General features: G+C 62.2%; 22 protein-coding genes, 1 pseudogene and 1 riboswitch. Of the genes and pseudogenes, 11 read left to right on the top strand and 12 right to left on the bottom strand.

Features of this window, described 5'->3' with window-relative positions; translation table 11 throughout:
- Positions 1-464: 464 nt before the first annotated feature.
- The gene (ftsZ, locus tag LB556_RS17150; protein ID WP_224568914.1) at positions 465-1,502 is read left to right on the top strand and encodes a cell division protein FtsZ; all 1,038 of its coding nucleotides are present in this window, start codon (positions 465-467) and stop codon (positions 1,500-1,502) included.
- Positions 1,503-1,601: 99 nt separating this feature from the next.
- On the opposite strand, the gene LB556_RS17155 is transcribed toward ftsZ, so the two are convergent.
- Together LB556_RS17155 and fba are read right to left on the bottom strand one after the other, a co-directional pair.
- Entirely contained in the window at positions 1,602-2,594 is a 993-nt protein-coding gene (locus tag LB556_RS17155; RefSeq protein WP_318011293.1) for an MgtC/SapB family protein, read from the bottom strand.
- 273 nt (positions 2,595-2,867) lie between these two features.
- Positions 2,868-3,932, bottom strand: coding sequence for a class II fructose-bisphosphate aldolase (gene fba / locus LB556_RS17160; RefSeq protein WP_224568915.1), 1,065 nt, complete (start codon positions 3,930-3,932; stop codon positions 2,868-2,870).
- A gap of 337 nt (positions 3,933-4,269) precedes the next feature.
- On the opposite strand from fba, the gene LB556_RS17165 reads away from it, so the two are divergent.
- Positions 4,270-4,662: a hypothetical protein gene (locus tag LB556_RS17165; protein ID WP_224568916.1), complete on the top strand. Its 393-nt coding sequence runs from the start codon at positions 4,270-4,272 to the stop codon at positions 4,660-4,662.
- On the opposite strand, the gene LB556_RS17170 is transcribed toward LB556_RS17165, so the two are convergent.
- The 3 genes and pseudogenes from LB556_RS17170 to LB556_RS17180 form a co-directional block, all read right to left on the bottom strand.
- Positions 4,659-5,009 carry a helix-turn-helix domain-containing protein gene (locus tag LB556_RS17170; RefSeq protein WP_224568917.1) on the bottom strand — a complete coding sequence of 117 codons (351 nt, stop codon included), beginning with the start codon at positions 5,007-5,009 and terminating at the stop codon, positions 4,659-4,661. The genes LB556_RS17165 and LB556_RS17170 overlap by 4 nt on opposite strands.
- A complete protein-coding gene (locus LB556_RS17175; RefSeq protein ID WP_224569087.1) occupies positions 4,990-5,379 on the bottom strand; it encodes a type II toxin-antitoxin system RelE/ParE family toxin in 390 nt (129 codons plus the stop codon). Before LB556_RS17175 ends, LB556_RS17170 begins: the two co-directional genes overlap by 20 nt.
- Positions 5,380-5,508: 129 nt before the next feature.
- Positions 5,509-6,472 (bottom strand): annotated as a pseudogene (locus LB556_RS17180) (IS1595 family transposase).
- 103 nt (positions 6,473-6,575) lie between these two features.
- Here LB556_RS17180 and LB556_RS17185 point away from each other — a divergent pair.
- On the top strand, positions 6,576-6,812 hold the full coding sequence (locus LB556_RS17185; RefSeq protein ID WP_224568918.1) for a DUF6471 domain-containing protein: 237 nt from the start codon (positions 6,576-6,578) through the stop codon (positions 6,810-6,812).
- Here the strand turns inward: LB556_RS17185 and LB556_RS17190 are convergent.
- A complete protein-coding gene (locus LB556_RS17190) occupies positions 6,801-7,487 on the bottom strand; it encodes a hypothetical protein (protein WP_224568919.1) in 687 nt (228 codons plus the stop codon). The genes LB556_RS17185 and LB556_RS17190 overlap by 12 nt on opposite strands.
- 159 nt (positions 7,488-7,646) lie before the next feature.
- Between LB556_RS17190 and LB556_RS17195 the strand changes: the two genes are divergently transcribed.
- On the top strand, positions 7,647-8,648 hold the full coding sequence (locus tag LB556_RS17195) for a hypothetical protein (RefSeq protein ID WP_224568920.1): 1,002 nt from the start codon (positions 7,647-7,649) through the stop codon (positions 8,646-8,648).
- Between the two features lie 54 nt (positions 8,649-8,702).
- On the opposite strand, the gene LB556_RS17200 is transcribed toward LB556_RS17195, so the two are convergent.
- Together LB556_RS17200 and LB556_RS17205 are read right to left on the bottom strand one after the other, a co-directional pair.
- Entirely contained in the window at positions 8,703-9,176 is a 474-nt protein-coding gene (locus LB556_RS17200; protein WP_224568921.1) for a 6,7-dimethyl-8-ribityllumazine synthase, read from the bottom strand.
- Between the two features lie 76 nt (positions 9,177-9,252).
- Positions 9,253-9,396: riboswitch (FMN riboswitch) on the bottom strand.
- A complete protein-coding gene (locus LB556_RS17205; protein WP_224568922.1) occupies positions 9,388-10,563 on the bottom strand; it encodes an MFS transporter in 1,176 nt (391 codons plus the stop codon). It overlaps the preceding riboswitch by 9 nt.
- A gap of 48 nt (positions 10,564-10,611) precedes the next feature.
- Between LB556_RS17205 and LB556_RS17210 the strand changes: the two genes are divergently transcribed.
- A complete protein-coding gene (locus LB556_RS17210) occupies positions 10,612-11,151 on the top strand; it encodes an Lrp/AsnC family transcriptional regulator (RefSeq protein ID WP_224568923.1) in 540 nt (179 codons plus the stop codon).
- A gap of 28 nt (positions 11,152-11,179) precedes the next feature.
- Here the strand turns inward: LB556_RS17210 and mtnA are convergent, their stop codons facing one another.
- Entirely contained in the window at positions 11,180-12,274 is a 1,095-nt protein-coding gene (mtnA, locus tag LB556_RS17215; protein ID WP_224568924.1) for an S-methyl-5-thioribose-1-phosphate isomerase, read from the bottom strand.
- Positions 12,271-13,542 (bottom strand): S-methyl-5-thioribose kinase, encoded by a 1,272-nt coding sequence (mtnK, locus tag LB556_RS17220; protein ID WP_224568925.1) that lies wholly within the window; start codon positions 13,540-13,542, stop codon positions 12,271-12,273. Before mtnK ends, mtnA begins: the two co-directional genes overlap by 4 nt.
- 137 nt (positions 13,543-13,679) lie before the next feature.
- Between mtnK and LB556_RS17225 the strand changes: the two genes are divergently transcribed.
- From LB556_RS17225 to LB556_RS17235, 3 genes are all read left to right on the top strand, one after another.
- Positions 13,680-15,191: a sugar ABC transporter ATP-binding protein gene (locus LB556_RS17225; RefSeq protein WP_224569088.1), complete on the top strand. Its 1,512-nt coding sequence runs from the start codon at positions 13,680-13,682 to the stop codon at positions 15,189-15,191.
- An 81-nt stretch (positions 15,192-15,272) separates the two neighbouring features.
- A complete protein-coding gene (locus LB556_RS17230; RefSeq protein WP_224568926.1) occupies positions 15,273-16,268 on the top strand; it encodes an ABC transporter permease in 996 nt (331 codons plus the stop codon).
- 48 nt (positions 16,269-16,316) lie between these two features.
- Positions 16,317-17,369, top strand: coding sequence for a substrate-binding domain-containing protein (locus LB556_RS17235; protein ID WP_224568927.1), 1,053 nt, complete (start codon positions 16,317-16,319; stop codon positions 17,367-17,369).
- 67 nt (positions 17,370-17,436) lie between these two features.
- Here LB556_RS17235 and LB556_RS17240 read toward each other — a convergent pair whose 3' ends face one another.
- Both LB556_RS17240 and LB556_RS17245 read right to left on the bottom strand, forming a co-directional pair.
- Positions 17,437-19,491: a bifunctional aldolase/short-chain dehydrogenase gene (locus LB556_RS17240; protein WP_224568928.1), complete on the bottom strand. Its 2,055-nt coding sequence runs from the start codon at positions 19,489-19,491 to the stop codon at positions 17,437-17,439.
- 82 nt (positions 19,492-19,573) lie between these two features.
- The gene (locus LB556_RS17245) at positions 19,574-20,539 is read right to left on the bottom strand and encodes a sugar-binding transcriptional regulator (RefSeq protein WP_224568929.1); all 966 of its coding nucleotides are present in this window, start codon (positions 20,537-20,539) and stop codon (positions 19,574-19,576) included.
- Positions 20,540-20,743: 204 nt separating this feature from the next.
- Between LB556_RS17245 and LB556_RS17250 the strand changes: the two genes are divergently transcribed.
- The 3 genes from LB556_RS17250 (at position 20,744) to LB556_RS17260 (ending at position 24,366) form a co-directional block, all read left to right on the top strand.
- The gene (locus tag LB556_RS17250; protein WP_224568930.1) at positions 20,744-22,384 is read left to right on the top strand and encodes an acyl-CoA synthetase; all 1,641 of its coding nucleotides are present in this window, start codon (positions 20,744-20,746) and stop codon (positions 22,382-22,384) included.
- Between the two features lie 185 nt (positions 22,385-22,569).
- The gene (locus tag LB556_RS17255; protein WP_224568931.1) at positions 22,570-23,175 is read left to right on the top strand and encodes a TetR family transcriptional regulator; all 606 of its coding nucleotides are present in this window, start codon (positions 22,570-22,572) and stop codon (positions 23,173-23,175) included.
- A gap of 54 nt (positions 23,176-23,229) precedes the next feature.
- On the top strand, positions 23,230-24,366 hold the full coding sequence (locus tag LB556_RS17260; protein WP_224568932.1) for an efflux RND transporter periplasmic adaptor subunit: 1,137 nt from the start codon (positions 23,230-23,232) through the stop codon (positions 24,364-24,366).
- Positions 24,367-24,437 lie beyond the last annotated feature (71 nt).

The raw sequence follows: 24,437 nt of genomic DNA on the forward strand, positions 1-24,437 counted from the left end.
TGCGTTCTGAAATTGACCCGACGACACGTGCCGCGGATATACCTTGGGCCGGGCATGGCGGAAAGCCGAGGTCGCCGACTGGCCGGGCATGATAGACGCTTCGGTCGTTGCGCGGCAAGCCAACGCGCCGGCTTCACGGCGATTGCGAGCGGCAAGCCCAAGATGGCCTCGGCCCAGCTTCGACAGCATCGGCGCCAGGCGTCGGTTTTCGCCTCGCCACACCGTTCGCCGTAATGCCTGGCCTGGACCGGCCTATGATCAGGCAGGCAGGACCCTCCGCCGCACCGTGCAATGGCGTCATACAAATCTTGACCTTTCGCGCACTTGCACGTCCGGCCGCTCTCTGGCTTTTTGGGGTACTCATCCGAACGGACTGATTCGCATCATGCCGCTCGATTGCAATGTCTACAGGCAGTCTGCTTGTGGGTCGTGAAGCGCAGGCAGTTGGCGAAGGAGAAGCAGGCATGGCCGAGTTCAAGAAGCCGGAAATCTCCGAGATGAGACCCAAGATCACCGTTATCGGCGTCGGCGGTGGCGGCGGCAACGCGATCAACAACATGATCGTGGAACAGCTTCAGGGAACCGAGTTCATTGCAGCCAACACCGATGCCCAGGCGCTGACCATGTCGAAGGCGACGCGGCTGATCCAGCTTGGCGCACACGTCACGGAAGGCCTCGGCGCCGGCTCGCTCCCCGAGATCGGCCGTGCCGCTGCCGAGGAATCGCTCGACGAGATAATGGACCATCTGGCCGGCACGCATATGTGTTTCGTTACAGCCGGCATGGGCGGCGGCACCGGCACGGGCGCGGCTCCGATCATCGCCCAGGCGGCGCGCAAGGCCGGCATCCTGACCGTGGGTGTCGTCACCAAGCCGTTCACCTTCGAGGGCAGGCGCCGCATGCAGATGGCCGAAGAGGGCATCGAGCGGCTGCGCGAGGCGGCCGACACGGTCATCGTGATCCCCAACCAGAACCTGTTCCGGATCGCCGATGCCAAGACCACCTTCGCCGACGCCTTCGTGATCGCCGACCGGGTGCTTTATTCCGGCGTCAGCTGCATCACCGACCTCATCGTCAAGGAAGGCCTGATCAATCTCGACTTCGCCGACGTCAAATCGGTGATGCGCGGCATGGGCCGCGCCATGATGGGTACCGGCGAGGCGTCCGGCGAGGGCCGGGCCATGAAGGCGGCGGAAGCCGCGATCGCCAACCCGCTTCTCGACGAAATGTCCATGAAGGGCGCCAAGGGCGTCCTGGTATCGATATCGGGCGGCAGGGACATGACCTTGTTCGAAGTCGACGAGGCGGCCACGCGCATCCGCGAGGAAGTCTACGAGGACGCCGACATCATCGTCGGCGCCATCTTCGATAAGAGCATGGAAGGCCGCTTCAGGGTCTCGGTGGTGGCGACTGGCCTCGATCGTTCCGTCGGCGAGGGGGATGCCGATGCCGGCATCGCCCGGGATCATTCCATGCCTTCCGCCGCACGGACCTTGCAGTAGGACTTTTTCCGTCGATCGACGGTCTCTGGCAGGCGACCTTCGGTTTATCTATCGCGTGCGCAGATGTAGGCCGACGCCCGTCGGGCAGGGAACGTTCTCTCAGGACGCTTTCTCGCCGATGAGCTTAAATCGCTCGATCTCGCATTCCCGGGGGACCAGCGCCAGGACGTCCGCTGACGGCTGGGTCTCATCGGACTGTCTCCATTCGAGATTGAACGAGTACACGAAACGGTCGCGGCTGGAGTCATGCTCCATCATGGAAAGGCGCGCGCCATAGCCAAGTGGCCGCACCATCTGCTGAAGGTCGGGCGGCGAACTTTTCGGCCAGGAGACCGACAGGATCGCATGGTGCTCGCGCCGGATCTTGAGGTCGACCCATTTCAACACTTGAAGGGTCAGCAGCGTCAGCAGTGTTGCAACACCCGCAAGCCCGAACTGGCCGCCGCCAAATGCAAGTCCGATTACCGTCATGACCCACATGGTGGCAGCGGTGGTGACGCCCGTCACGAGGTCGCCGCGCCGAAGGATGGCGCCACCGCCGATGAAGCCCACGCCGGTCAGCACACCAAGCGGAAAACGCAAGACGTCCATGCTTGCGAAGGAGTCCGCCCCTTTGCCCATCGTATCAAGCAGCATGTTTGCTTGGATCATGGCGACGGCTGCCGCAAGACCGACCAGGATGGTCGTCCGAAGCCCGGCGTTGTGGCCGCGCGCTTCCCTGTTCAGGCCAATGAGGAAACCAGCCAGCAGCGCAAGCAGCAGCCGGGCGACAAGATCCGGCCAAGTCGGATGAAGTGGCATATCGCAGCAGAGCGGTTCGAACATTGTTCTGTGCTCCGGCCCCGTTCCCAACGTTCCCAGCACCGCGCGTCGTCGATGACACCGCTGGCGCGGCGCGCCGCGCTGTCGTGTAATAACCGTGTTGCCCTCGGGAGGTTCCGGCCGAAACGTTGCGTGGCTAACTGATAAAAATCTTGTAGGGGTGGAGATGGCAGGGTTCGGGAACAGCCTCCCGCGGGTCGACGAAAGCAGCATGCCGGCACGCGCTGCGTGGCTGCCGGTTGCCCGCGGCAGAATCAAGGTTCGTGCCATCAAGGCCGTTCTGGAAGGTCGCTATCGCCGGCCTCAACGCAGCGATCAAGAACCCTCCAAGGCCAACCCAAACTATCCCTGGAACGATCTCCCGCGAACACAACAACATCACCTGCAACAGGCGCATGTTCGACAAGGCCGGTGTCGGCACCGACCCGGCGCCGGCGAATCCGTCGGCCGCTAGGTGCCCTTCATCGATACCGGCAGATAGAAGCGGGCAAGGCCTATGCTGTTCCTGCCCGCTTGTCGCCGCCAGATTTTGATCCGGCGTACTCAGCCGAATTTCGGATCGAGGCTGCCGGACTTGTAGCGCTTGGCCATTTCCGAGACCGGCAGCGGCTTGATCTTCGGTGCATTGCCGGCGGTGCCGAACTGTTCGAAGCGCTCCTTGCAGAGCTTCCTCATCGCCGCCATGGCCGGCGCCAGATATTTGCGCGGATCGAACTCGCTGGGGCTTTCGGTCAGCACCTTGCGGATCGCGCCTGTCAGCGCCATGCGGTTGTCGGTGTCGATGTTGATCTTGCGCACGCCATGCTTGATGCCGCGCTGGATCTCTTCCACCGGCACGCCCCAGGTCGGCTTCATCTGGCCGCCATATTTGTTGATGATCTCCTGCAAATCCTCTGGCACGGAGGACGAGCCGTGCATGACCAGATGCATGTTGGGCAGGCGACGGTGGATTTCCTCGATGACGTTCATCGCCAGCACCGCGCCATCCGGCTTGCGCGAGAATTTATAGGCGCCGTGGCTGGTGCCCATGGCCACCGCCAGCGCATCGACATGGGTATCGCGCACGAACTGTTCGGCCTGTACGGGATCCGTGAGCAACTGGTCGTGGCTGATCGCGCCTTCGACGCCATGGCCGTCTTCCTGTTCGCCGCCGCCGCTCTCGAGCGATCCCAGCACGCCGATCTCGCCTTCCACCGACACGCCGCCCCAATGCGCCATGTCGACGACGCGCCGTGTGATACCGGAGTTATAGGCGTAGTCGGCCGGCGACTTGCCGTCCTCCTTGAGCGAGCCGTCCATCATCACCGAGGTGAAGCCATGCTGGATCGCAGTGACGCAGGTGGCTTCGTTGTTGCCATGGTCGAGATGCATGCAGACCGGGATATCGGGGTGGATCTCGACCAGCGCGTCGATCAGCTTGGCCAGCACCACGTCATTGGCATAGGCGCGCGCGCCGCGACTCGCCTGCAGGATCACGGGCGATTTGGTCTCTTCCGCTGCCTCCATGATGGCGAGGCCTTGTTCCATGTTGTTCATGTTGAAGGCCGGCACGCCATAGCCGTATTCGGCGGCGTGATCGAGCAATTGTCTCAGTGTGATGCGAGCCAACGATTACTCTCCCGTATCTGTTTCGAGCCTGTGGTTGCGAACTGTCCGCGCATCGTCCAGCCCACCAAAGCTTCTGGCTGGATTTCGGCGCAACCGCAACCGTCAGCGCCTGTCCGGGCAGCAATTCTTGTTACAACGTCGCGACCGGAGCCAACGGAATTTCGGCAATGCCGTCCCTATTTCTGCCTGCCAAGCCTGGCCGCAAGGGAACGCCGCACGTCGATGGGTGACGCGGCCGGTTCACCGGGGTTGATCGGGTGGCGTCGGTGCGGTCTTATGTAGCAAACGCACCAACTTCGCACGCGCCCTAAAGGGTGGGTTCCCATAAAATCCGGGTATGCCAAGAGTAGCGCCCACAGTCCGCTCGACCCGATACCAGCACGCCATCAACACCCTTGTCGCCAAGCGTTCCGAGATATCCGGCCTGATCCGGTTCAAGGGTGCGGACCTGGCTGAACAGCTACAGCACGTAGACGCGGTGCTGATGATTCTAGGCTACAAGGGCGATCCGTCCGACATCGTGCCGCTACGGCGCACACCAAGCCGGTTCCGCAAGGGTGAGCTTTACCGGCTGATTTTGAAGCATGAAGCGGAAGGCAGCGCGACGAACCGGGAAACGGCTACGCGGATCGTGCTGGCGAGGGGATGGGATGCCGCCTTGGTCAAGCTGCTTATGAACAACATCAAAACGGCGAAGGGGCGGCGACGGCGGAAAACGGCGGGTCTCTAACCCACCGCCGCCATTGGCGCGTGTACGATGACACGGCCATGCTCTTGCTGGCTTTTGCTAAAGCGGATGTCGATATTTTGGCCAAGCGCAGTCAGATAATTGACCAGCCGGTCTACGCTAAAAACAGAAAGACGGCCCCTTGTGATATTGGAGACTTTCGCCTGATCCGTTCCAAGGATTGCCGCGACTTCCTTTTGCGTCAAACCCTTTTCTTCAATGAGCGCGCAAATCTCACGCGCGATAGCAATTTTTAGCTCATCCTTCACATCGTGCTGAATGCCCAGATCAGCGTAGATGTTTCCAGAACTTCTGGTGAAGGTGACGGTCTCACCCTTTCGTTCTGACATTTTTTTGCTCCGAAACTTTTTGCTTTCGCTCTTGTTCATAATGCTTCTGTGCCTCCTTGAGGCGAGACCTTACGAGGTCCATCTCACGGCGCGGCGTCGCGATGCCCTTGACGGATTTTTTCTGAAACGCATGAAGCACATAGACGGTTTCATGGAATCGGACGGTATATACAGCGCGATACGTGTTTGTGTCGAAATCGGAGATGACCTCCAAGACGCCTGCGCCTTTGAATCCTACGAGAGGCACGACGTTGATGGCCTTGCCTCCGATCTGCGCAGTCTCTATCGAAAACCCTATTTCGTCTCTGACCTCTTTGGGAAAAGCACGAAGCTCAACGAGGGTAGATCCCAAGAAAATTGCTTCCTTCACGTTCAAGGCGCTCCTGTTTGATCACTGCCATATGTTTGTCCATGGTCAATCTCCCTGCCTATTTGGGTCGGTTTCCCGACGTGCACGCTACACTCAGCGGCAACACTATGCCAGTTTTGGCATAATCGGTCAAGCGTTCCCCCGTTGCCAGTAGCCAGCCCAAGCGCGGCTCACCGGATGGTTAAGCGCGCCGCCTAGGATGGCAAAGGCGTTGCCGCCATTCGACCGGCGGCGATGATCTTCAAGCCAAGCGGCATGGTTGGCGTACTGGTAGAGGTATTGTGCGAGACGTGGTGGTGCTGGCCGACGACCATGCGGCGCAAGCGGCTGAAATAGCTTTCCACCATGTTCGTATGCTTGCCGTGGCCGTCGCTGTACCTTTCCGAGTGGTTGATGCGGGTCGAAGCGTAATCGGCCTCCAGCGCGTCCCAATGGTTGGCTTCGTCCGCGAACAGCTTGGAGCCGGCCAGCATGCGAGCGCGGGCGATTTCGACGCCTTCCGCTTCACGATGACGAATGAAAGTCAGGGTGCGGCCAGCGCGTTCGCGCAGGGCGATGACAACGCGGCGGCGGTCTGACTGGTTCTCTTTCATGCGGCGGTCTTTGCGGTCCTCTACGCGGTTCTCAGGGCGCACCACGCCACCGAAGTAGGCGCCATCAATCTCGACCTCGCCTTCCAACATTTCGTTCTTGGTTTCAGCCGACAGGGCTTCGCGCAGCTTGTGCGCCAGCACAAAGGCGGTCTTGTACTGAACGTCAGATCGCGGGAGAACTGGACCGACGACATGCCCTTGGAGCCGTTGACGAACAGGCAGATCGCCGCCAGCAAGTCAGTGAACGACAGCTTGCGGGAAGCGAAGATGGAACCGGACGTAACGGAAAACTGCGCACCGCAAGCGGCGCACTTGAACTTGCGACGGGTCGGAATGTCGTAGTGATCCAGGCATCCACATTTCGGGCAAACAGGCTCGCCTTGCGTCGAAGCCTAGCGAAGGCGCTTGAAGGTATCGTAAGCCTTTTCCTCGCCACCCTTGTAAATCTCTTTGAGAGAGAGGGTGCGGCTTTCGGCGGAAAGGAGGAAGTGTTGGGCTATTGTCATCATATCCGGTGATATTGCTCACCGTATATGCGGACTTGTATCGCCAAATACAAGGACCTATATCATCGAATGTGATGATATTGTTTGAGGCGAGGATATGGCGCGCAAGGACGACCCGCAGACCGTCGAATACGAGACGAAGGCCAAGAACCTTTTGAAGTCGGAGTTGAAGCGGAAGGGTGTCACTTATGCCCAGCTCGCCGAAAAGCTGGCGTCTATGGACATTCATGAGACGGAGCGGAATCTCAACAACAAGATAAGTCGGGGCGGGTTTACCGCCGCGTTCCTCCTCCAGTGCCTAGAGGCTATCCAAGCGAGAGAACTACGCCTTTAGATTCGTCTCAATGTCTCTAATCGCGTCTCTCATGGTTTGTATAAATCCAAGGCTAGTTGAGGATGCCTTCAATTTTTGACGGAAAGCAGAATGTTCCTCTAGGGTAAACCGCCGGTACTCCAATACGTCCAGAAGAAACGAGATCACAATTGATCGCCGAACCTTTGTCATCGACATCATAAAGTGGGGCAACTGGACAACAATCCCAAACTCTCTTTTAAGCGATTCCTCCAGATCGCGGGAGTTTGTGATACCTAGCGCCGCCACATGCTCAAAGAGCCCATAATGGCCTACTTCCTCCCGCAACGTGTTGCCAGTCATCTCTGCAATCTGTTTGGCTGCGCTATTCACGAGCCGGCTTGAATTTATGTAGGCACCAAGATTTGCTTCCCTAACAAGCGGCAGATCAAGAAAACCAATCGGGGGATTGGACGCGCTTTCGGCCGCAAGCTTTTTCGGCTCAGTAGGCGCTTCTAGCGCGATGGGTTGCTCGGCGGATAATGCTCTAACCGTCTGCCGCTTATTGTCCCAATAGATAAGACCTAGGCCGGCAAATATGACCGCGAACCCAAACCATATCGGAGGGTTTAACAGCCAGGCTATCATGAAGCCGACCCAGCCGATTCCATGGGCAAGCGAAACGAGGAAGTCGACGTCGCCGCCCAAGCTAACCAAGCGGCGAGCTGCCTCCCAAAGGAGAAAAAACCCGCCGATGATTTTCCGCCAGTGTCGTTCAGCCCACCCCATAGGCGGCAAGTAATCAGGAATCCTTCCGGTTGTGGAGTCGTCACTTCTCCCGCAAGATGAATGCTTGTGCATTCTGGGGGGATTGCAATGCGGGTCTTGCTTTTCGCGCTGTTCATGGCGCTAGCTCCACAACTCGCCGCTGCCGACCCACCAAAGCCAAGCGCTCAGCCCCAGAACTCCCCAGCCGCACAGAAAACAGAGAAGGCCGCGCCTCCGGTCGATCATCCGGAAGATGCCAATGGCTATCAGGCACCATGCGCCAAGGGCGAGGACCAACGCGGCAGTGATCTTTGCGCCCAATGGAAGGCGGCGGACGCTGCTACCGAGTCGGCTCAATGGTCCTACTGGCAAATGTGGATTGGCATCGGTGGGTTCGGTGTCGGCCTGATCACTATGGGGGCGGCCATCGCCGCCGCTGTTTTCGCTAAAAGAGCATCGGACCATACCAAGACGGGTTCCGACCATGCTGGCGATGCAGTGGTGGAAGCTAAAAATGCCACCCGGATCGCGCGCGAAATAGGCGAGGCTCAAGCCCGCGCCTATATCTCCGTTACCAAGGCTTGGTTCGAAAACAACGCGAAGGCTCTGCCCAAAATTATAATCCAGGTGCGGAATTCTGGCCAAAGCCCGGCGTACGACTTGCAGGCGGTTTATCGGCCCTGCACAGAGCTGATAGATGTTGAGCCACCCCTTAAACCGCTCAAGGTCAGTTCTTTTCCGTTGACTGATTTGTGGCCCGCTGGTGCCGATGAACTGCTGTCCTTCGCAGTTCATCCCGACGATGTCGTTGACCAGACTGGCAAAGGTGCGCCGGGGAAGAATTTCGCCATGGTCGAATTGATCCTTGAATATACGACGGTCTTTGACCGGCAGCGCGGGCGAGTCGACACGGACACGGCAGTTAGATTGTTTATCCCCAATGTCCCAAAGTGGTCCCCCAGCCTCGATCAGCCTAAACTGCCACGCCATCCCGTTGCAGTGATGACCAATTTCACCGCAAGCTGGATTCATGAGTACCGGCGAACAGTGGGCAATGGCCGCCGAGTTATCAAAAAGGGCGAGCCAGACAAAGAGAGCGGTACCGAGTAGCGCTCTCATCGCGCCACCTTTGGTGCGTTTGCTACATAAGACCGCGTCGGTGCTTCAGGCCGCTATCTCCTCGCGCGCGGCAAGGATCTGCACGCAGGCGTTGGCCGCTTCCTTCCCCTTGGCGGTGAAGTGCTCGAAGAAGAAGCGATGATGCTCGGCGCTGTCATGGAAATTGTGCGGCGTCAGCACCGCCGAAAGCACCGGCACGCCGGTCGAAAGCTGCACGTTCATCATGCCGTCGATGACGGCGCTGGCGACGAACTCATGGCGGTAGATGCCGCCATCGACGACGAACGCCGCGCCAAGGATCGCGGCGTAGCGGCCGGTCGCGGCGAGCGTCTTGGCGTGCAGCGGAATCTCGTAGGCGCCGGGCACGTCGAAGATTTCGACGGCAAAGCGTCCGTCGCCGAGCGCGGCAAGCTCCGCCTCGAAGGACTGCACGCACCGGTCGACGATATCTGCGTGCCAGCGCGCCCTGACGACGGCGACGCGGGTCGTTTCATAGTCTTTGTGGGAATGCTGATTCATGGGTCCATCCTTCCGTTTCGAACCAGAATCAGGACGCACGATACAAAATCCGGCCCGCCGGGGCGGTCCGTCTTTCGCTCGTTCTCTTTCATCCGGACTCTAACCGTCGGCTCCGGAATCACACCGGATCTGCTGACCCTTCCATTTGCTGGAAGGCGCTCGCGGGCTGGGCCGAAACCTTACCGCCGGTGGGGACTTTCACCCCGCCCTGCTAACGGGTGCGCCACGCCGCGGCCGAGGCGGCAACCAGCATGAGCACCGCCGCGACCATCGCGCATGCGGCAAAGCCGAAGCCGGAATAGAGCGGCCCGAATCCGGTGGTGCCGACGAACACCGCGAGATAGGTCACCGCGCTGTTCAGGCCCATGATCGTGCCCCGCCGTGATGGATCGAGCGCCGACAGCCGTGTCACCAGCACGTTCAGCCCGAAATGATTGGCAAGCCCCCAGGCGGCAACCGTGGCGAGCGTCAGGCCATAGCTGTCGCTGGTCGCGCCGATCGCCAAATAGACCATGGCGACCAGAAGATAGGCGAAAGGCATGACGCGCCGGGCCCCCAAGCGATCGATGATGCCGTCGAAGAGCGCCGCCGTGCCGAAACCCGCGCCATAGGCGAGCGCCGCCAGACCGTTGGCGCTGACCGGCTGCCCAAGTCCGCTATGAAGGTGATCGCCGAGATAGCCATAGACACCGTAGAAGGCGGTCATGAAGGCGCCGCAGGCAACCAGAAGCGGCACGATGCCGGGAGTGTTGAGCGCGGCCAGCGGCGCGGGTGCCGGTCCGGCCTTCCTGACATCCGGGAGTGACGATGTGGTGAGGCCGCCGAGCGCCATCGCCGCCAGCACCGCGACGGCGGCGAAGACGGCGCGCCAATGCACGAGATCGGCAAGCACCGCCGACAGGGAAACGCCGGCCACCATGCTGAGCGTCCACCCGGTCAGCACCACGCCGATCGTACCGCTTTCGCGGCCGGGCGGAGCGATGGCCGCGGCACTGGCATAGATTGCAGGCATGGCGACGCCGGCGGCGATGCCGGCGACAAGCTGTGCGGCAACCAGCGCGCTCACCGTCGGCGCGGCCGCGCTGGCGACCAAGGCCAATGCCAGCAGCAGCAAGGCCGCCTGCAGCATCCGGCGTGCGCCGACCCGGTCGATATGGCGTGCCAGGAACAGGGCGCTCGCCGACGTGCCGAGGCCGAAGGCCGCCGCCGCTATCATCACCATGGGAACGCTGGTCGAGAAGGATACGGCCACTGCCGGAGCGATCGGCCCCAGCACCAGCGAATTCGAGCCGATCACGGCGATGCAGCCGGTCAGCAGATAGGCGAGGGCCGGGATGGACGGCCTGATGTCCGAGCCCAAGGTTGCAGCTTGATCGTTGTTCGACATTTCATCATCATGGCCGTATTAAATTCCGCGACAATCGGGAATATCGCTATGGATGAAGAAACAGATGGCATTCCGCGGAACAGGCTGACGGCTCGGGACGTCGATGCGACCGACCGAAGAATATTAGGCGTTCTGGTCGACGATGCGACCGTCAGCTATGCCGAACTCGGCGATCGCGTCGGCCTTTCGCCTCCGGCTGCCCACGAGCGCGTCAAGCGGCTTCGGCGCAGCGGCGCCATCCGCAACACGTCCGCCATCATCGATCCCAAAGCGGTGAGAAAGCCGCTGCTCGCCTTCGTCCACATCGACACCCGTGGCTGGGGCAAGACCCCGGAACTGATGGCGATTTCGGAGTATCCCGAGGTCGAGGAGATCCACACAGTCGCCGGGGATACATGCGTTTTGCTCAAGGTGCGTACCGAGGACACCAGAGCGCTCGAAGGACTGCTTTCGCGCCTTTACGAAACGCCCGGCGTCACCTCCACGCGCAGCTACGTGGTCCTATCGACCTATCTCGAACGACCGGTACAGCCCGGCATCACCGAGACGTGGCCGACGCCGAAGCATCTGGCCGAGCCTCTGTATTAAAAGACGGGCCTGCCCGATCGTGTTGGCGCTATCCCCGCTCGGGGAACATCGCCCTCAGCCCCTCGCGCGATGCCTTGGCGATGCCACGCTCGGTGATCAACCCGGTCACCAGCCGCGCCGGCGTCACGTCGAAGGCTGGGTTCCTTGCCGGTGTCGCTTCGGGCGACACGCGCACCTGGGCAATCTCGCCCTTGGCGGTCTTGCCCCAGACCAGCGACACCTCGTCGCCCGAGCGCTCCTCGATCGGGATTTCGGCAAGCCCGTCGCCCACCGTCCAGTCGATGGTGGGAGAAGGCAGCGCGACATAGAACGGCACGTCATTGTCGGCGGCGGCGAGTGCCTTCAGGTAGGTGCCGATCTTGTTGCAGACATCGCCATCGGCGGTCGTGCGGTCGGTGCCGACGATGACCATGTCGACCGCGCCACGCTGCATCAGATGGCCGCCCGCATTGTCGACGATCAGCGTGTGCGGCACGCCGTGGCCGGCCATCTCCCAGGCGGTCAGTTGGGCGCCTTGGTTGCGCGGGCGTGTTTCATCGACATAGACATGGACCGGAATGCCGGCTTCGACTGCGAGATAGATAGGTGAAGTGGCTGTGCCGTAGTCAACCGTGGCCAACCAGCCGGCATTGCAGTGGGTGAGGATGTTGACCCGCTCGCCCGGCTGTTTGCGCGCCGCGATCGCCTTGATGATTTCAAGGCCGTTCTCGCCAATGGCGCGGTTCAGCCCCACATCCTCGTCGGCGATTTCACCGGCGCGCCGATAGGCGGCCGCGGCCCGCTGTTCTGTCGGCAACGGCCGCAGGAAGCGCCGCATTTCGTCCAGCGCCCAGCGCAGGTTGATCGCCGTCGGGCGCGTCTCGTGCAGCGTTTCCCACACGGTGTCGAGCGCCTCGTCGGAGGCATCATCCGTCATCTGCATGGCGACGCCATAGGCCGCGGTGACGCCGATCAACGGTGCGCCGCGCACCCACATGTCGCGGATCGCGGTGGCGATGCCGGCGACCGTGCCGATGCTTTCGATGCGGAATTCATGCGGCAGCCAGCGCTGGTCGATGATTTCGACCGAGCGACCGTCGTCGTTCAGCCAGATGGTCCGATAGTGGCGGTCGCCGACGTTCAAATGCTGTTCTCCCGTTCGATCAGCGCGGCCAGGTGGTTGACCTCGTCGATGCTGTGGATCTGGCGCCGGTTGACGGCGATGTGACGGCCGAATTTCAGCGCCTTCGCCTCACAACTGGCGCGCAGATCTTCATCGGCAATGGTCTCGAAATCGGCATTGTGGGCGAGACCGAGGATGCGCCGGTGCACCTCGATGCCGGCAAAGCCGAGCATATCGTCCCAGATCTGGTGCAGCACATTATCGAGCGCCTGCTCTGCGCCCAGCCTGTCGCCCTGATCCTCGAACAGGCTTTTTTGATAGAGCATGCCGGTGCGTTCCGTGCGCCACAGACGCGAGAACTCGGCGCGGAACACCGCCCATGTCTCGACGACGACATCGAGCAGATAGGCGCGCATGGCGTCGCGCTTGCCCTGCTGCTCATGCCCGCGTTGCGAGAAGAACGACATCCAGAAATTGGCGAGCAGCATGCCGATGTCGAATGCCATCGGACCGTAGAAAGCGAACTCCGGATCGATGATCCGCGTTTCCTGGTCGGTGACCATGATCGAGCCGGAGTGCAGGTCGCCATGCAGAAGCGTCTCGGCATTGGCGGCGAAGATATGCTTCAGCCGCTGCGCCTCCACCTTGAGGTCGCGGTCGGCCTGCAGTTCGGCAACCAAAGCATCGAGCTGCGGACTGGTGTGGCGGTTCATCCTTGCGTCGAAATAGGGGTCGGAAAACACCAGGTTTTCGGTGATGTCGCAGAGCTCGACGTTGTCGGCGAACAGCGCCAGGTCCGCCTTGCGCTCCTTGGTGACCATCGACAGGTCGGAACCGCGGAACAGCGTGCGGGCCATGAACAGACCGATATCCCTGGCGATGTTCGGTAACTGCCGGCCATCGATCAGCGCTCGCCGCAGGATGATGTGCGGTGACAGATATTCCATGATGATCAGCGCCTGGACCTCGTCGAAGTGGTAGATCGCCGGCACCGAGCCGGGCGCACGCGCCTCTTGCCGGGTCAGCGCGTGATACTCGAAGAAGGAGCGCTTTAGCGGCAGCGGCCAGCTGTCGCCGACCAGGCGGACATAGGGCAGGGCCTGCTTGACCACGGCGGCACCTCCGGCGCCCTCCACGATGAATACGAGGTTCAGATTGCCGTCGCCGACTTCGCGAACCTTCCATTGTGCAGCGTCCTTGCCGATCTTCGCGCACAGCGCTTCGTTCGTGCCGAGACGTGTCGCGAGCGTCTCCACCGACAATGCTTCGAAAGGCAATTTCCCAGTCATCCTTGTTCCTCCCGCCTGTGTGCTCCGATCATAAGGGAGCCTTGGCGGCGGGGCCAAGCTAGGAAGCTGTCTGGCAATTGTCAATCGTGTTGACAATTGCCGACATTGACCATAGCGTCACGGTCAGGGAGGAACGCATGATCGGCAATGCCGTGTTCCGCGTGGAGGGACTGAGGAAATCCTTTGGCCGCAACGAGGTGCTTGGCGGCATCGCGCTGGACCTCCATGCCGGTGAAGTGACCGTGCTGATGGGCGCCAATGGCGCCGGCAAATCCACCCTCGTCAAGATCGTCAGCGGCGTCTACGAGCGCGGCGGCGGCACCATGACGCTTGCCGGACGGGAATTTACGCCGGGCACACCCGCGGAAGCGATCCGCGCCGGCGTCGTCACCGTGCACCAGAACATCAATGACGGCGTCATCGCCGACCTTGACGTGGCCACCAATCTCACGCTCGACAGGCTGACCGGCAGGGGCGCGCCGACCCTGTTCAATCCCGCCCGCGTGCGCCGCGAGGCCAAGGCGGTCGCCGACCGCATGGGATTGGCCATCGACTTGAAGGCGCGCGTCAGCGACCTTTCGCTCGCCGATCGCCAGATGGTGGCGATTGCCCGAGCGCTCGCCCATCAGCCGAAAGTGCTGATCCTCGATGAGCCGACCTCCTCGCTCTCTAGCGCCGAAGCCGACAGGCTGTTCGCATTGGTCGACAGGCTGCGCGAGCAAGGCGTGGCGATCCTCTATATCTCGCACCGCATGTCGGATATCAGGCGGCTCGCCGACCGCATCGTCTCGATGCGCGACGGTGTCGTTTCGGGCGCCTTCGACACCAAGCCGCTCGATTATGAAGGCGCGGTCAACGCCATGCTCGGCCGCAAGATCCATCTCGACCGGATCGTTGCCAGGAGTTCCGCCAGGGCGGTCATGACCATTGAAGGCCTTCGCATCGGGCAGGGGGCCAAGCCGATTTCGCTGACGCTTGGTGACGGAGAGGTGGTCGCCATCACCGGCCTTGTCGGCGTCGGCAAGACCGCTCTTGCCGAGACGCTGTTCGGCGTGCGCCGACCACTCGCCGGCACCATGGCGATGAATGGCAAGCTTTACGCGCCGCGCTCGGCCGGCGACGCGATCGCCGCCGGTGTGTTCCTCGTTGCCAAGGATCGCGCCACCAGCGGCATCGTCGGCGGCTTCAACATCGAGCGCAATGTCAGCCTGCCTTTCCTCAGGCGGATGTCCAGTCTGAGCGTCCTCAATCGCCGCCTCGAACGCGCCACCGCGCGCAGGCAGATCGAGCAACTGGGCATTGTCTGCCGCTCCGAGAAGGACGAGATGTCGGCGCTGTCGGGTGGCAATCAGCAGAAGGTGATGGTCGCCCGCTGGATGGCACAGAATGCCGCGCTGTTCATCCTCGACGAGCCGTTCCAGGGCGTCGACATTTCGGCCCGGCGCGACATCGCCGCCAAGCTGAGGGCAAGCGCCAATGGCCGGGCCACGCTCCTGTTCGTCACCGAACTCGACGAAGCGCTGGAGACGGCCGATCGCATCCTGGTGATGTCGGAGCACACAATCGTCGGCGAACACCGCAATGCCGATATCGACCTCGATCGCCTTCTGGCCGAGGTCGCCGGCGGACCTCTGCACAGCGCTGCCTGAGCGTGGCGGTCGATAGAAGTGGAATGGAGAGACCATGGGTTGGAGTTGGGTAAAAACGGCAGCGTCGCTGGGGTGGCCTGAATGACGCTGCGCGACCATGCCATCCGCTATGGGTTCATCGTGCTGTTGTTCGGATTGGTAGCCTATTTCGCGATCTCCGCCGACGGGTTCGTCTCGCCGCAAAGTGCCGTCTTCATCTTCCAGTCGGTCGCCATCACCGGCGTGCTGGCGCTTGGCGTCACCGCCACCCTGGTGGTCGGCGGCTTCGACCTGTCGATCGGCTCGGTCGCCACCTCGGCCATGATGGCGGCCGCCTATGTCATGGTGGTGCTGGAGCAGAACGCGTTCGTGGCGGTCGTTGTCTGCCTGTCGATCGGCGCCATTGTCGGCCTGATCAATGGCTGGCTGATCGTTTACATGCGCGTGCCCGACCTGCTGGCGACGCTCGGCATGATGTTCCTGCTCGTCGGCCTGCAGCGCATCCCCACCGAGGGCCGCTCGATCGCCACCGGCATGACCATGCCCGACGGCTCCGTCGCCAACGGCAAATTCTCCGATGCCTTCCTGGCGCTCGGCCGCCACCGCTTCGATTTCTTCATCCCGAACCTCATTCCGGTGTCGGTCGTCATGCTTCTGGTGCTGGCGCTGCTGATCTGGTTCTTCCTCGAATACACGCGCTTCGGCCGCATGATGTATGCGGTCGGTTCCAACGAACGCGCCGCCGAACTCGCCGGCGCGCCTGTCAAGGCATACAAGATCTGGGCCTACATCATTTCAGGAGTTTTTGCCTCGATCGGCGGCATTTTGCTCGCCGCCCGGCTTGGACGCGGCGACATCGCGTCAGGTAATAATCTGCTGCTCGATGCGGTTGCCGCGGCGCTGATCGGTTACGCGGTGCTCGGCGCCGCCAAGCCGAACGCCTTCGGCACGGCCGTCGGCGCGCTGTTCGTCGGCATCTTGCTGCAGGGCCTGACGATGATGAACGCGCCTTACTACACGCAGGATTTCGTCAAGGGCGTGGTTCTGGTCGTCGCCCTTGTCTTTACCTTTGCCCTTTCGGGTAAGGGCAGGAGCTAGATTTGGCCGGATAGGATTTTGGGTTCAACACAAGTGGAGGAAAACAAGGTGAACATCACAAGAAGACTTTTGGGGAAAGTGGCGCTCGGACTGGCCGGCGCAACCATGCTGATGCAGGTCCCGGCTTTTGCCGCTGACAAGCCTGCGCCATTCGACAAGCCCGGCGTGAAGATCGCGCTGGTGCGCTATCTCTCGACCGGCGACTTCTTCCAGGCCTATCTGTCGGGCGTCGAGGCGCAGTCCAAGGCGCTCGGCATCGATCTGCGCGTGCTCGACAGCCGCCAGGACGCCGCGCTCCAGTCCGACATGGTCGACCAGGCGATCGCGCTCGGCGTGCAGGGCATCATCATCCAGCACGGCCTGACGGAATCGATGAAGGACGCCGCCCAGCGTGCCGTCGACGCCGGCATCAAGGTGGTGGCATTCGACGTCAATGTCGAAAACCCCAAGATCCCGCAGATCGAACAGTCGGACAAGGACCTGGCGCGGCTGGCGCTCGAACAGGCAGTCAAGGACAATGGCGAAAGCTGGAACGCCGGCTATGTCTATGTCGCCGGCATCGCGCCGCTCGACCGCCGCAACGAGACCTGGGTCGATGTGAAGAAGAAATATGCCGGCATCAAGGAAGTCGCCATGTTCGGCACGCTCGACAATCCGATCGCCAACTCGGTCGCCAACCAGGCGCGCTCGGTGCTGTCGGCGCACCCCGACATCAACGTGATGTTCGCCCCCTATGACGAATTCGCCAAGGGCGTGAAGATCGCCGTCGACGAAGCGGGCCTCAACAAGAAGATCAAGATCTATTCGGCTGACATCTCGACGTCCGACATCGCGGCGATGCGCGAGCCCGACAGCGCCTGGGCGGCGACCGCGGCGACCAATCCGGCCGTCGTCGGCCAGGTCTCGGTACGCGCCCTGGCGCAACTGCTCGCCGGCGAAGACCCCGGCCACAACGTCATCGTGCCGCCGACCCTGATCACCCAGAAAGAGCTGATCGACAAGGATATCAAGAACATGGAAGACCTGTCGGCCAAGCTGCCGCAGTTCGCCCATGCCGATGTCGCCATGCCGGCCTGGATGCCGAACCCCAACGCGAAGTAAGGCTCGTCAACACACAAAGGAAAAGGGCGGCCCGTGAGCCGCCCTTTTTATTGTCAATTGGAGGTGCTTACCGCAGCGCCGCCGCGATGTTGCCGCCGTCGACGGTCGTCACGTCGGCGGTGGTCCGTTCGGCCAGCGCATGATGCAGGAAGGCCTGCGCCACGTCCTGCGCCGTTACTTCCTGCCCGAGCAGGTTGCCGGACATGTATTCCTTCTCCGACACGCCGCGCGCGCCGGAACGGCTGGCGATCATGGCGTCGGTCAAAAGGCCGGACCGGATGCGGTCGGCATTGACGGCGTTGGAACGGATGCCGTAAGCGCCGTAGTCGAGCGCATACTGCCTGGACAGGAACAGCGTCGCCGCCTTAGGCACTCCATAGGCGCCGAACTTCGGGCCTGGATTGACCGCCTGCTTGGAGGTGTTGAACAAAAGCGCCCCGCCCGTGCCCTGTTCGAGCATGATGCGCACGGCGTTCTGCGCCACCGACTGGTGGGCGAAGAAATTGAGCTCGAAACTCTTGCGCAGCAGCGCATCGTCGAGTTCGCCGACGCGGCCTTCCCAGGCAGCGCCCGCATTGGACACCAGTATGTCGACACCGCCGAACACGGCAACCGCCTTGTCGAAGGCGGCACGCACCTGGTGCGGGTCGGTGATGTCGGCGGCCACACCGACCGAATTGTTGCCGGCCTTCGTGGCGGCGTCAGCGGCCTTTTCGCCATCGAGATCGACGACGACGGCATGGGCGCCATTGTCGGCGAACAGCTTGGCTGTCGCCGCACCGATCGCACCGGCTCCGCCGGTGATCAGCACCACCTGCCCGGTCAGCGGCTTCGGCTTGTTGGAAGCAAGCTTGGCCTGTTCCAGCGACCAGTATTCGAGCGGGAACAGGTCGGCCTTGGAGAGGGGGTGGAAATGCCCGACCGCCTCGGCGCCGCGCACCGCCTCGATCCACATCTCGCCGACGTCTGAAGCGATCCTTGCGTCCTTCAACGTTCGGCCATGGCCGAACATGCCGAGCCCCGGCACCAGCGTGAGCCGCGGCATCGGGTCGAGCATGGTCCGCTTGACGTCGTCGAGCGCGTCGTTTGTCTCGAAATAGGCGCGATAGTCCTTGGCGAAGGCGTCGATATGGCTCTTGATCACCGCCTTGTAGTCGCTGATCTTTTCGGCATCGGGCGCCGGCACGGCCATGGGTCCGGTCTTGATGCGGATCGACAGATCCGGCGTCGACACGCCGCGCCCGGCATAGTCGGCGATCTTGGATGAGTTGATGAAATCGACGATCGCGTCCGAGGTGCGGAAATCGCTGATCATGCGGTCGAAGCGGCCTTCGCCGCGAGCCACCGCGACAGCGCCACGCAACATCGGCGCGATGGAGCCGGGCGTCGCGAGCCGTGCCGGCAGCGCCGCCTTTCCCGCCTGCGGCCTGGTATGCTTGGCGACATACTCCTCGGCGACGTTCACGTAGTGGATCATCCGGTCGTAGGCCTGTTTGGCGTCGTCGCCGAAGGTGAAGATGCCGTGCTTGTCGAGGATCAGGCCTTCGACATCAGGGTCGGCGTCGAAGACATCGGCAGCCGCCTTCGCAAGGTCGAAGCCCGGCATGATGTAGGGCACGTAGCCCATCTTCTCCCCGAACACCGTCTTCACCAGGGGCTTGCTGTCTTGCTGGTCGACAATGGCCAGGATTGCGGTCGAATGGGTGTGGTCGACGAATTTATGCGGCAGGAAGGCGTGCAGCAGTGTTTCCACCGAGGGGTTGGGCGAGGCGGGATCGATCAGGTTCGCCCGCTGCAGCGCCACCATGTCCTCGTCGGAGAGTTTGTTTAGCGTGCGCGCCTTGAGCAAGGCGCCCATCTTGACCGCCGGCAGGCCCTGCGGCTCGATGACCGCCATGTCCCAGCCGCTGCCCTTGACGCACAGCACGTCCCACTCGTCGCCGACGAGGTCGGTTGCCTTGGTCTTGCAGGAGGTGTTGCCGCCGCCATGCAGGACCAGTTGTGGCACGCCTCCCAGAAGCCGCGTCGTGTAGACACGCAAGGCCAGGTCGCGGCTGACGCCCTTTTTCGAATAGTCGGCAACGAGTTTTTCGGCCGCGTCGTCGTTCCACAAATTCTTCATGTTCGCTTCGTCCAATTGCTTTGAGTGGTGAAACAGGAATGCCGCGACGCCTTGATGACCATGCGTCGGCAAAGGTTGGTCCTCAGGATGCCTTTTCCGCAGGCGCTCCGGCGTGATCGAGCAGCCGCTGCGCCATGTGCGCGCCGACCACCAGATGCGTGCAAAGGCCTCCGGCGACCGCCGCGAGCAGCGGCTCGAATTTGCTGTCCTCCTGCACGACCATCAGCCGCTTCTCGATGGCGCGCAGCGAAGCAAGCCCGGCGGAGATCACCCGGCGGTTGTAGCTGCAGTCGAGCAACGCGCCATCGGCATCGATGATCTGCCCGGCGATGACCCCGGCCGCGCCTTCCCTGCGCAGTGCCGCCATCTCGGCCGCGGTCAGCGCGCCGCACTTCACCAGATGGCTGTCGGCATCGACCGCGCCGATGGAGTAGAGCGCAAGATCGCAGTCGCTGATGCCGGCAAGCTGGTCGCGGATCACCGGCTCGGCGCGCAGGCCTTGCGCCAGTTCCTCGGTCGACAGCACCAAAGGCGCGTAGAAGTTGAGGCCCTTGGCATTGAGCCGGCGCGCGATTTCCATCGTGCACTGGTCGGGCCGGTAGGAATAGGGCGCGCCGAGATTGCCGCAGAGCTGCACCACGGTCACGTCCTGCAGGTCGGCATAGGACATGATGTCGGCGATGGTATAGACGGTGCGGCCCCAGGCGACGCCGATGCGGTCGCCTTTCCTGACGAGTTCCAGGAAGACGCTTGCCGCCAGCACCGCGATATCGGTCGAGGGGTCGGCGAGATAGGCATTTTCCGGCGCGATCCAGACGGCGTCGAGCTTGAGCGCGTCCTCCAGCCTGCGCGCCATGACGTCGTCGGTGAAGAGTTGCGTCGAGGTCGAGATGTTGACGATGCCTGTCTCGCGCGCCTTGCGCAGATACATGGCGACGGAAGCGCGCGAAATGTTGAGTTGATTGGCCACTTCGTCCTGGCGAAGCCCATGGGCATAATAAAGCCAGGCCGCCTTGTGGATGAGCTGTTCTGCCGGTCGGATCGCCATGCCGCCTCCTTCGCTGACATTAGTCACGGCTCTCGACAAAAGTCAAATTTGAATGGGCAAGAAGGTATCGTCTTCCCGCGCGACTCAATCGAGATCATCGTTCCAGCAAATCGGCGCAGCATGGCATTTTCAGCCGTTCAGGGGGGGATGGCGTGACGACGAACCTAAGGTTAGAAAGTTCGAAAAGACTTTGGGGAGGACGGGATGGCCAATCCCTACGAACAGGATCTCGACAGGAACGCCGCCAACCATCAGCCGCTGACGCCGCTCACCTATCTGGAGCGCGCGGCGCGAACCTATCCCGACCACATCGCCATCATCCATGGCGGCCAGCGCATCAGCTACCGCGATTTCTGGCGCCGTTCGCTGAAGCTCGCCTCGGCGCTGCACAAGCACGGCATCCGCAAGGGCGATACGGTGACGGTCATGCTGTCGAACACGCCGCCGATGCTCGAGGCCCATTTTGGTGTGCCTATGACCAAGGCGGTGCTGCACTCGCTCAACACGCGCCTCGACGCCGCGGTGATCGCCTTCCAACTCGATCATGCCGAGACCAAAGTGCTGATCGTCGATCGCGAGTTTTCCGGAGCGGTGCGCGAGGCGCTCGGTCTGGCCAAGGTAAAGCCGCTGGTCATCGACTATGACGATCCCGATTACGCCACTGATGCGCCCTATCCGAAAGGCGATCGGATCGGCAAGTTGGACTATGAGGCGTTGGTCGCCGGCGGTGACGAGGATTTCGCATGGTCGATGCCGGACGACGAATGGGACGCGATCTCCCTCAACTACACGTCGGGCACCACTGGCAATCCAAAGGGCGTCGTCTATCACCACCGGGGCGCGGCGCTGATGGCCTACACCAACACCATCCATGCCGGGATGGCCAAACATGCGGTTTATCTCTGGACCTTGCCGATGTTCCACTGCAACGGCTGGTGCTTTCCCTGGACGCTCGCCATCCAGGCCGGCACGCATGTCTGCCTGCGCTGGGTGCGGCCGAAGCCGATCTACGACGCCATCGCCGATCACGGGGTCACCCATCTGTGCGGCGCGCCGGTCGTCATGTCGGTGCTGATCAACGCCAGGGACGAGGACAAGCGCGCGTTTGCGCAGACGGTCACCTTCAACACGGCGGCCGCCCCGCCGCCGGAGGCGGTGCTCTCGGGAATGGCCGACGCCGGCTTCGCCGTCACCCATCTCTACGGATTGACCGAAACCTACGGCCCGGCTGTCGTCAACGAATGGCATAGTGGCTGGGACGCGCTCGACAAAGGGGCGAAGGCGGGGAAGAAGGCACGGCAGGGCGTGCGCTATGCCGCGCTCGAAGGCTTGACGGTGATGGATCCCGAGACGATGGCCGAAACACCCGCCGACGGCGAGACCATCGGCGAGGTCATGTTCCGTGGCAACATCGTCATGAAGGGCTACCTGAAGAACCGCAAGGCGAGCGACGAGGCGTTCGCCGGCGGCTGGTTCCATTCCGGCGATCTCGGTGTGATGCACCCCGACGGCTACATCCAACTCAAGGACCGTTCCAAGGACATCATCATCTCCGGTGGCGAGAACATTTCCTCGATCGAGGTCGAGGACGCGCTCTACAAGCATATGGCCGTCGCCTCCTGCGGCGTCGTGGCGCGTCACGACGACAAATGGGGCGAGGTGCCTGTTGCCTATGTCGAACTGAAGCCCGGCAAGACTGCGACGGAGGCCGAGATCATCGAGCACTGCCGCGGCCTGCTTGCCCGCTTCAAGGTACCGAAAGCGGTGATCTTCGCCGAGATACCGAAGACCTCGACGGGGAAGATCCAGAAATTCCGGCTGCGGGAAATGGCCAAGGTCGGCTGAAACCTCTCCCGGTTCAGCGCAATTTTTCGCGGCCCCGCATCCTTGGACTGCCTGGTTCCGTCTGTTGGGATGTCACCATCTGTCACCTATCGTACGCGTACGCCGAATTCGCGTTGACATCCCGCTCGTTTCGATTTACGACTGACGAAAATTGAAGTTCGTCACTCGTTATTTGACAGAGAGCTATGTCAGAAGCCGCCAACATCGTCGCCGACGCCGCCCGACAGGAAAATGTGACGCGCATTCTCGATTGCGCGGAGCGCCTGTTCCGGCACTATGGCTACGGCAAGACCAACGTCGCCGACATTGCCCGGGAACTCGGCATGTCGCCGGCCAACATCTATCGTTTCTTTGCCTCCAAGGTCGAAATCCACCAGGCTGTTTGTGGCCGGATGCTCGGCGCCAGCTACAAGATGGCCTACGATATCATGCACCTGCCGATCAGCGCCGAGGAGCGGCTTCGGCGCTACGTGCATGCGCAGTACAAGATGACGATGGAGGTCATGCTCGACGACCAGAAGGTCCACGAGATGGTCATCGTCGCTCTTGAGCGCGACTGGGGTGTCATCGACAAGCATGTCGACAGCATCCACGATCTCTTCGCCGAGGTGGTCCGCGAGGGCATCGAGGCCGGCGAGTTCAGGAAACAGGACCCGGTGACCGCATCGCGCTGTTTCGGTGCCGCCACCGTTATCCTTTGCCATCCGCAGATGGTGGCGCAGTGCCTCGCCAAGACCAATCGGGCGATGCCCGACGAACTCATCGATTACGCCATCAGAGCCTTGAAATAGGCGCCGCCAGCCGGTGCCGACGTCGACAGTCCGTCTCCAGTCGGGAGTACCAAGATGTTTTTGTCCAGTTCCATCCTTCGCAAGCTGCCAGCTGCCGGCCTGATCGTCGCATCGCTGGGGCTTGCCGGCTGCTCTCAGGAAAAAGCCGAGGTGAAGGACATCATCCGCCCGGTCAAGGTCGTCGAGATTGCCCAGGCGCATGACACCCGCACGCTGTCCTATTCCGGATCGGTGCGTGCCCGTACCGAGAGCACGCTGGGTTTCCGGGTCAATGGCAAGATCACCGAGCGTCTCGTCGACATCGGCCAGCACGTGGCGCCAGGCGATGTGCTGGCTCGCATCGATCCCTCCGACTACGACCTGTCGGTCAAGAGTGCGCAAGCGGCCCTCGACGCCGCCGAGCGGCAGGTCGAGACGGTCGAGCTCGCCCGCAAGCGTACCCAACAGCTCTTTGCCAAGAATTTCGCGCCGAAATCGCAGCTCGAGCAGGCGACGCTGACCTATGACCAGGCCGTCGCCACGCGCGACTCCGCCCGCTCTACGCTTGCCCAGGCTAGGAACCAGGTCGGCTATACCGACCTCAAGGCCGACAGGGAAGGCATCGTCACCGCGGTCAACGCCGATGTCGGCCAGGTGGTCGGCTCGGGCACGCCGGTGGTCACTGTCGCGGTCGATGGCGAAAAGGAAGTGCTGATCGCGGTGCCGGAAATGGAGATCGCGCAGTTCAAGCCGGGCAAGGACGTCAAGGCGGGCTTCTGGTCAGACAACGGGCTGAAGCTCGACGGCAAGGTTCGCGAGGTCGCCGGCAGCGCCGATCCTCAGTCGCGCACCTTTGCCGTCCGCGTCAGCCTGCCCAACGATCCGCGCGTGCTGCTCGGCATGACCGCCAATATCGAGGCGTCGGCGGCAACCGAGAAGCAGCTCGTGTCCATCCCGCTCAGTGCGCTCGCCGAGAAGGACAGCCAGTCGATCGTCTGGACCGTCGATCGCGGGGCCGACACCGTGCACGCCCGTCCGGTCAAGGTCGCCGAGTTCGCCGCCGATGGCGTGCGTGTCGCGGAGGGACTGAAACCGGGCGACGTCGTGGTCGCTGCCGGGACGCAGTTCATGACCGAGAACCTCAAGGTAAAACTCGCCGGCGGCGTCGCACAACAGTCGGCCTCGGCCGAGGGCGCCAGCCAGTTGCGCTGACGGCAGACAGGTCGGCCGCGCGTTCCCGCGGCCGCAGGTTTCCGGGCGGCGCACGCCCGAAGGTCGAGACG

It is taken from the genome of Mesorhizobium sp. ES1-4, from assembly GCF_020164745.1.
Lineage (GTDB): Bacteria > Pseudomonadota > Alphaproteobacteria > Rhizobiales > Rhizobiaceae > Mesorhizobium.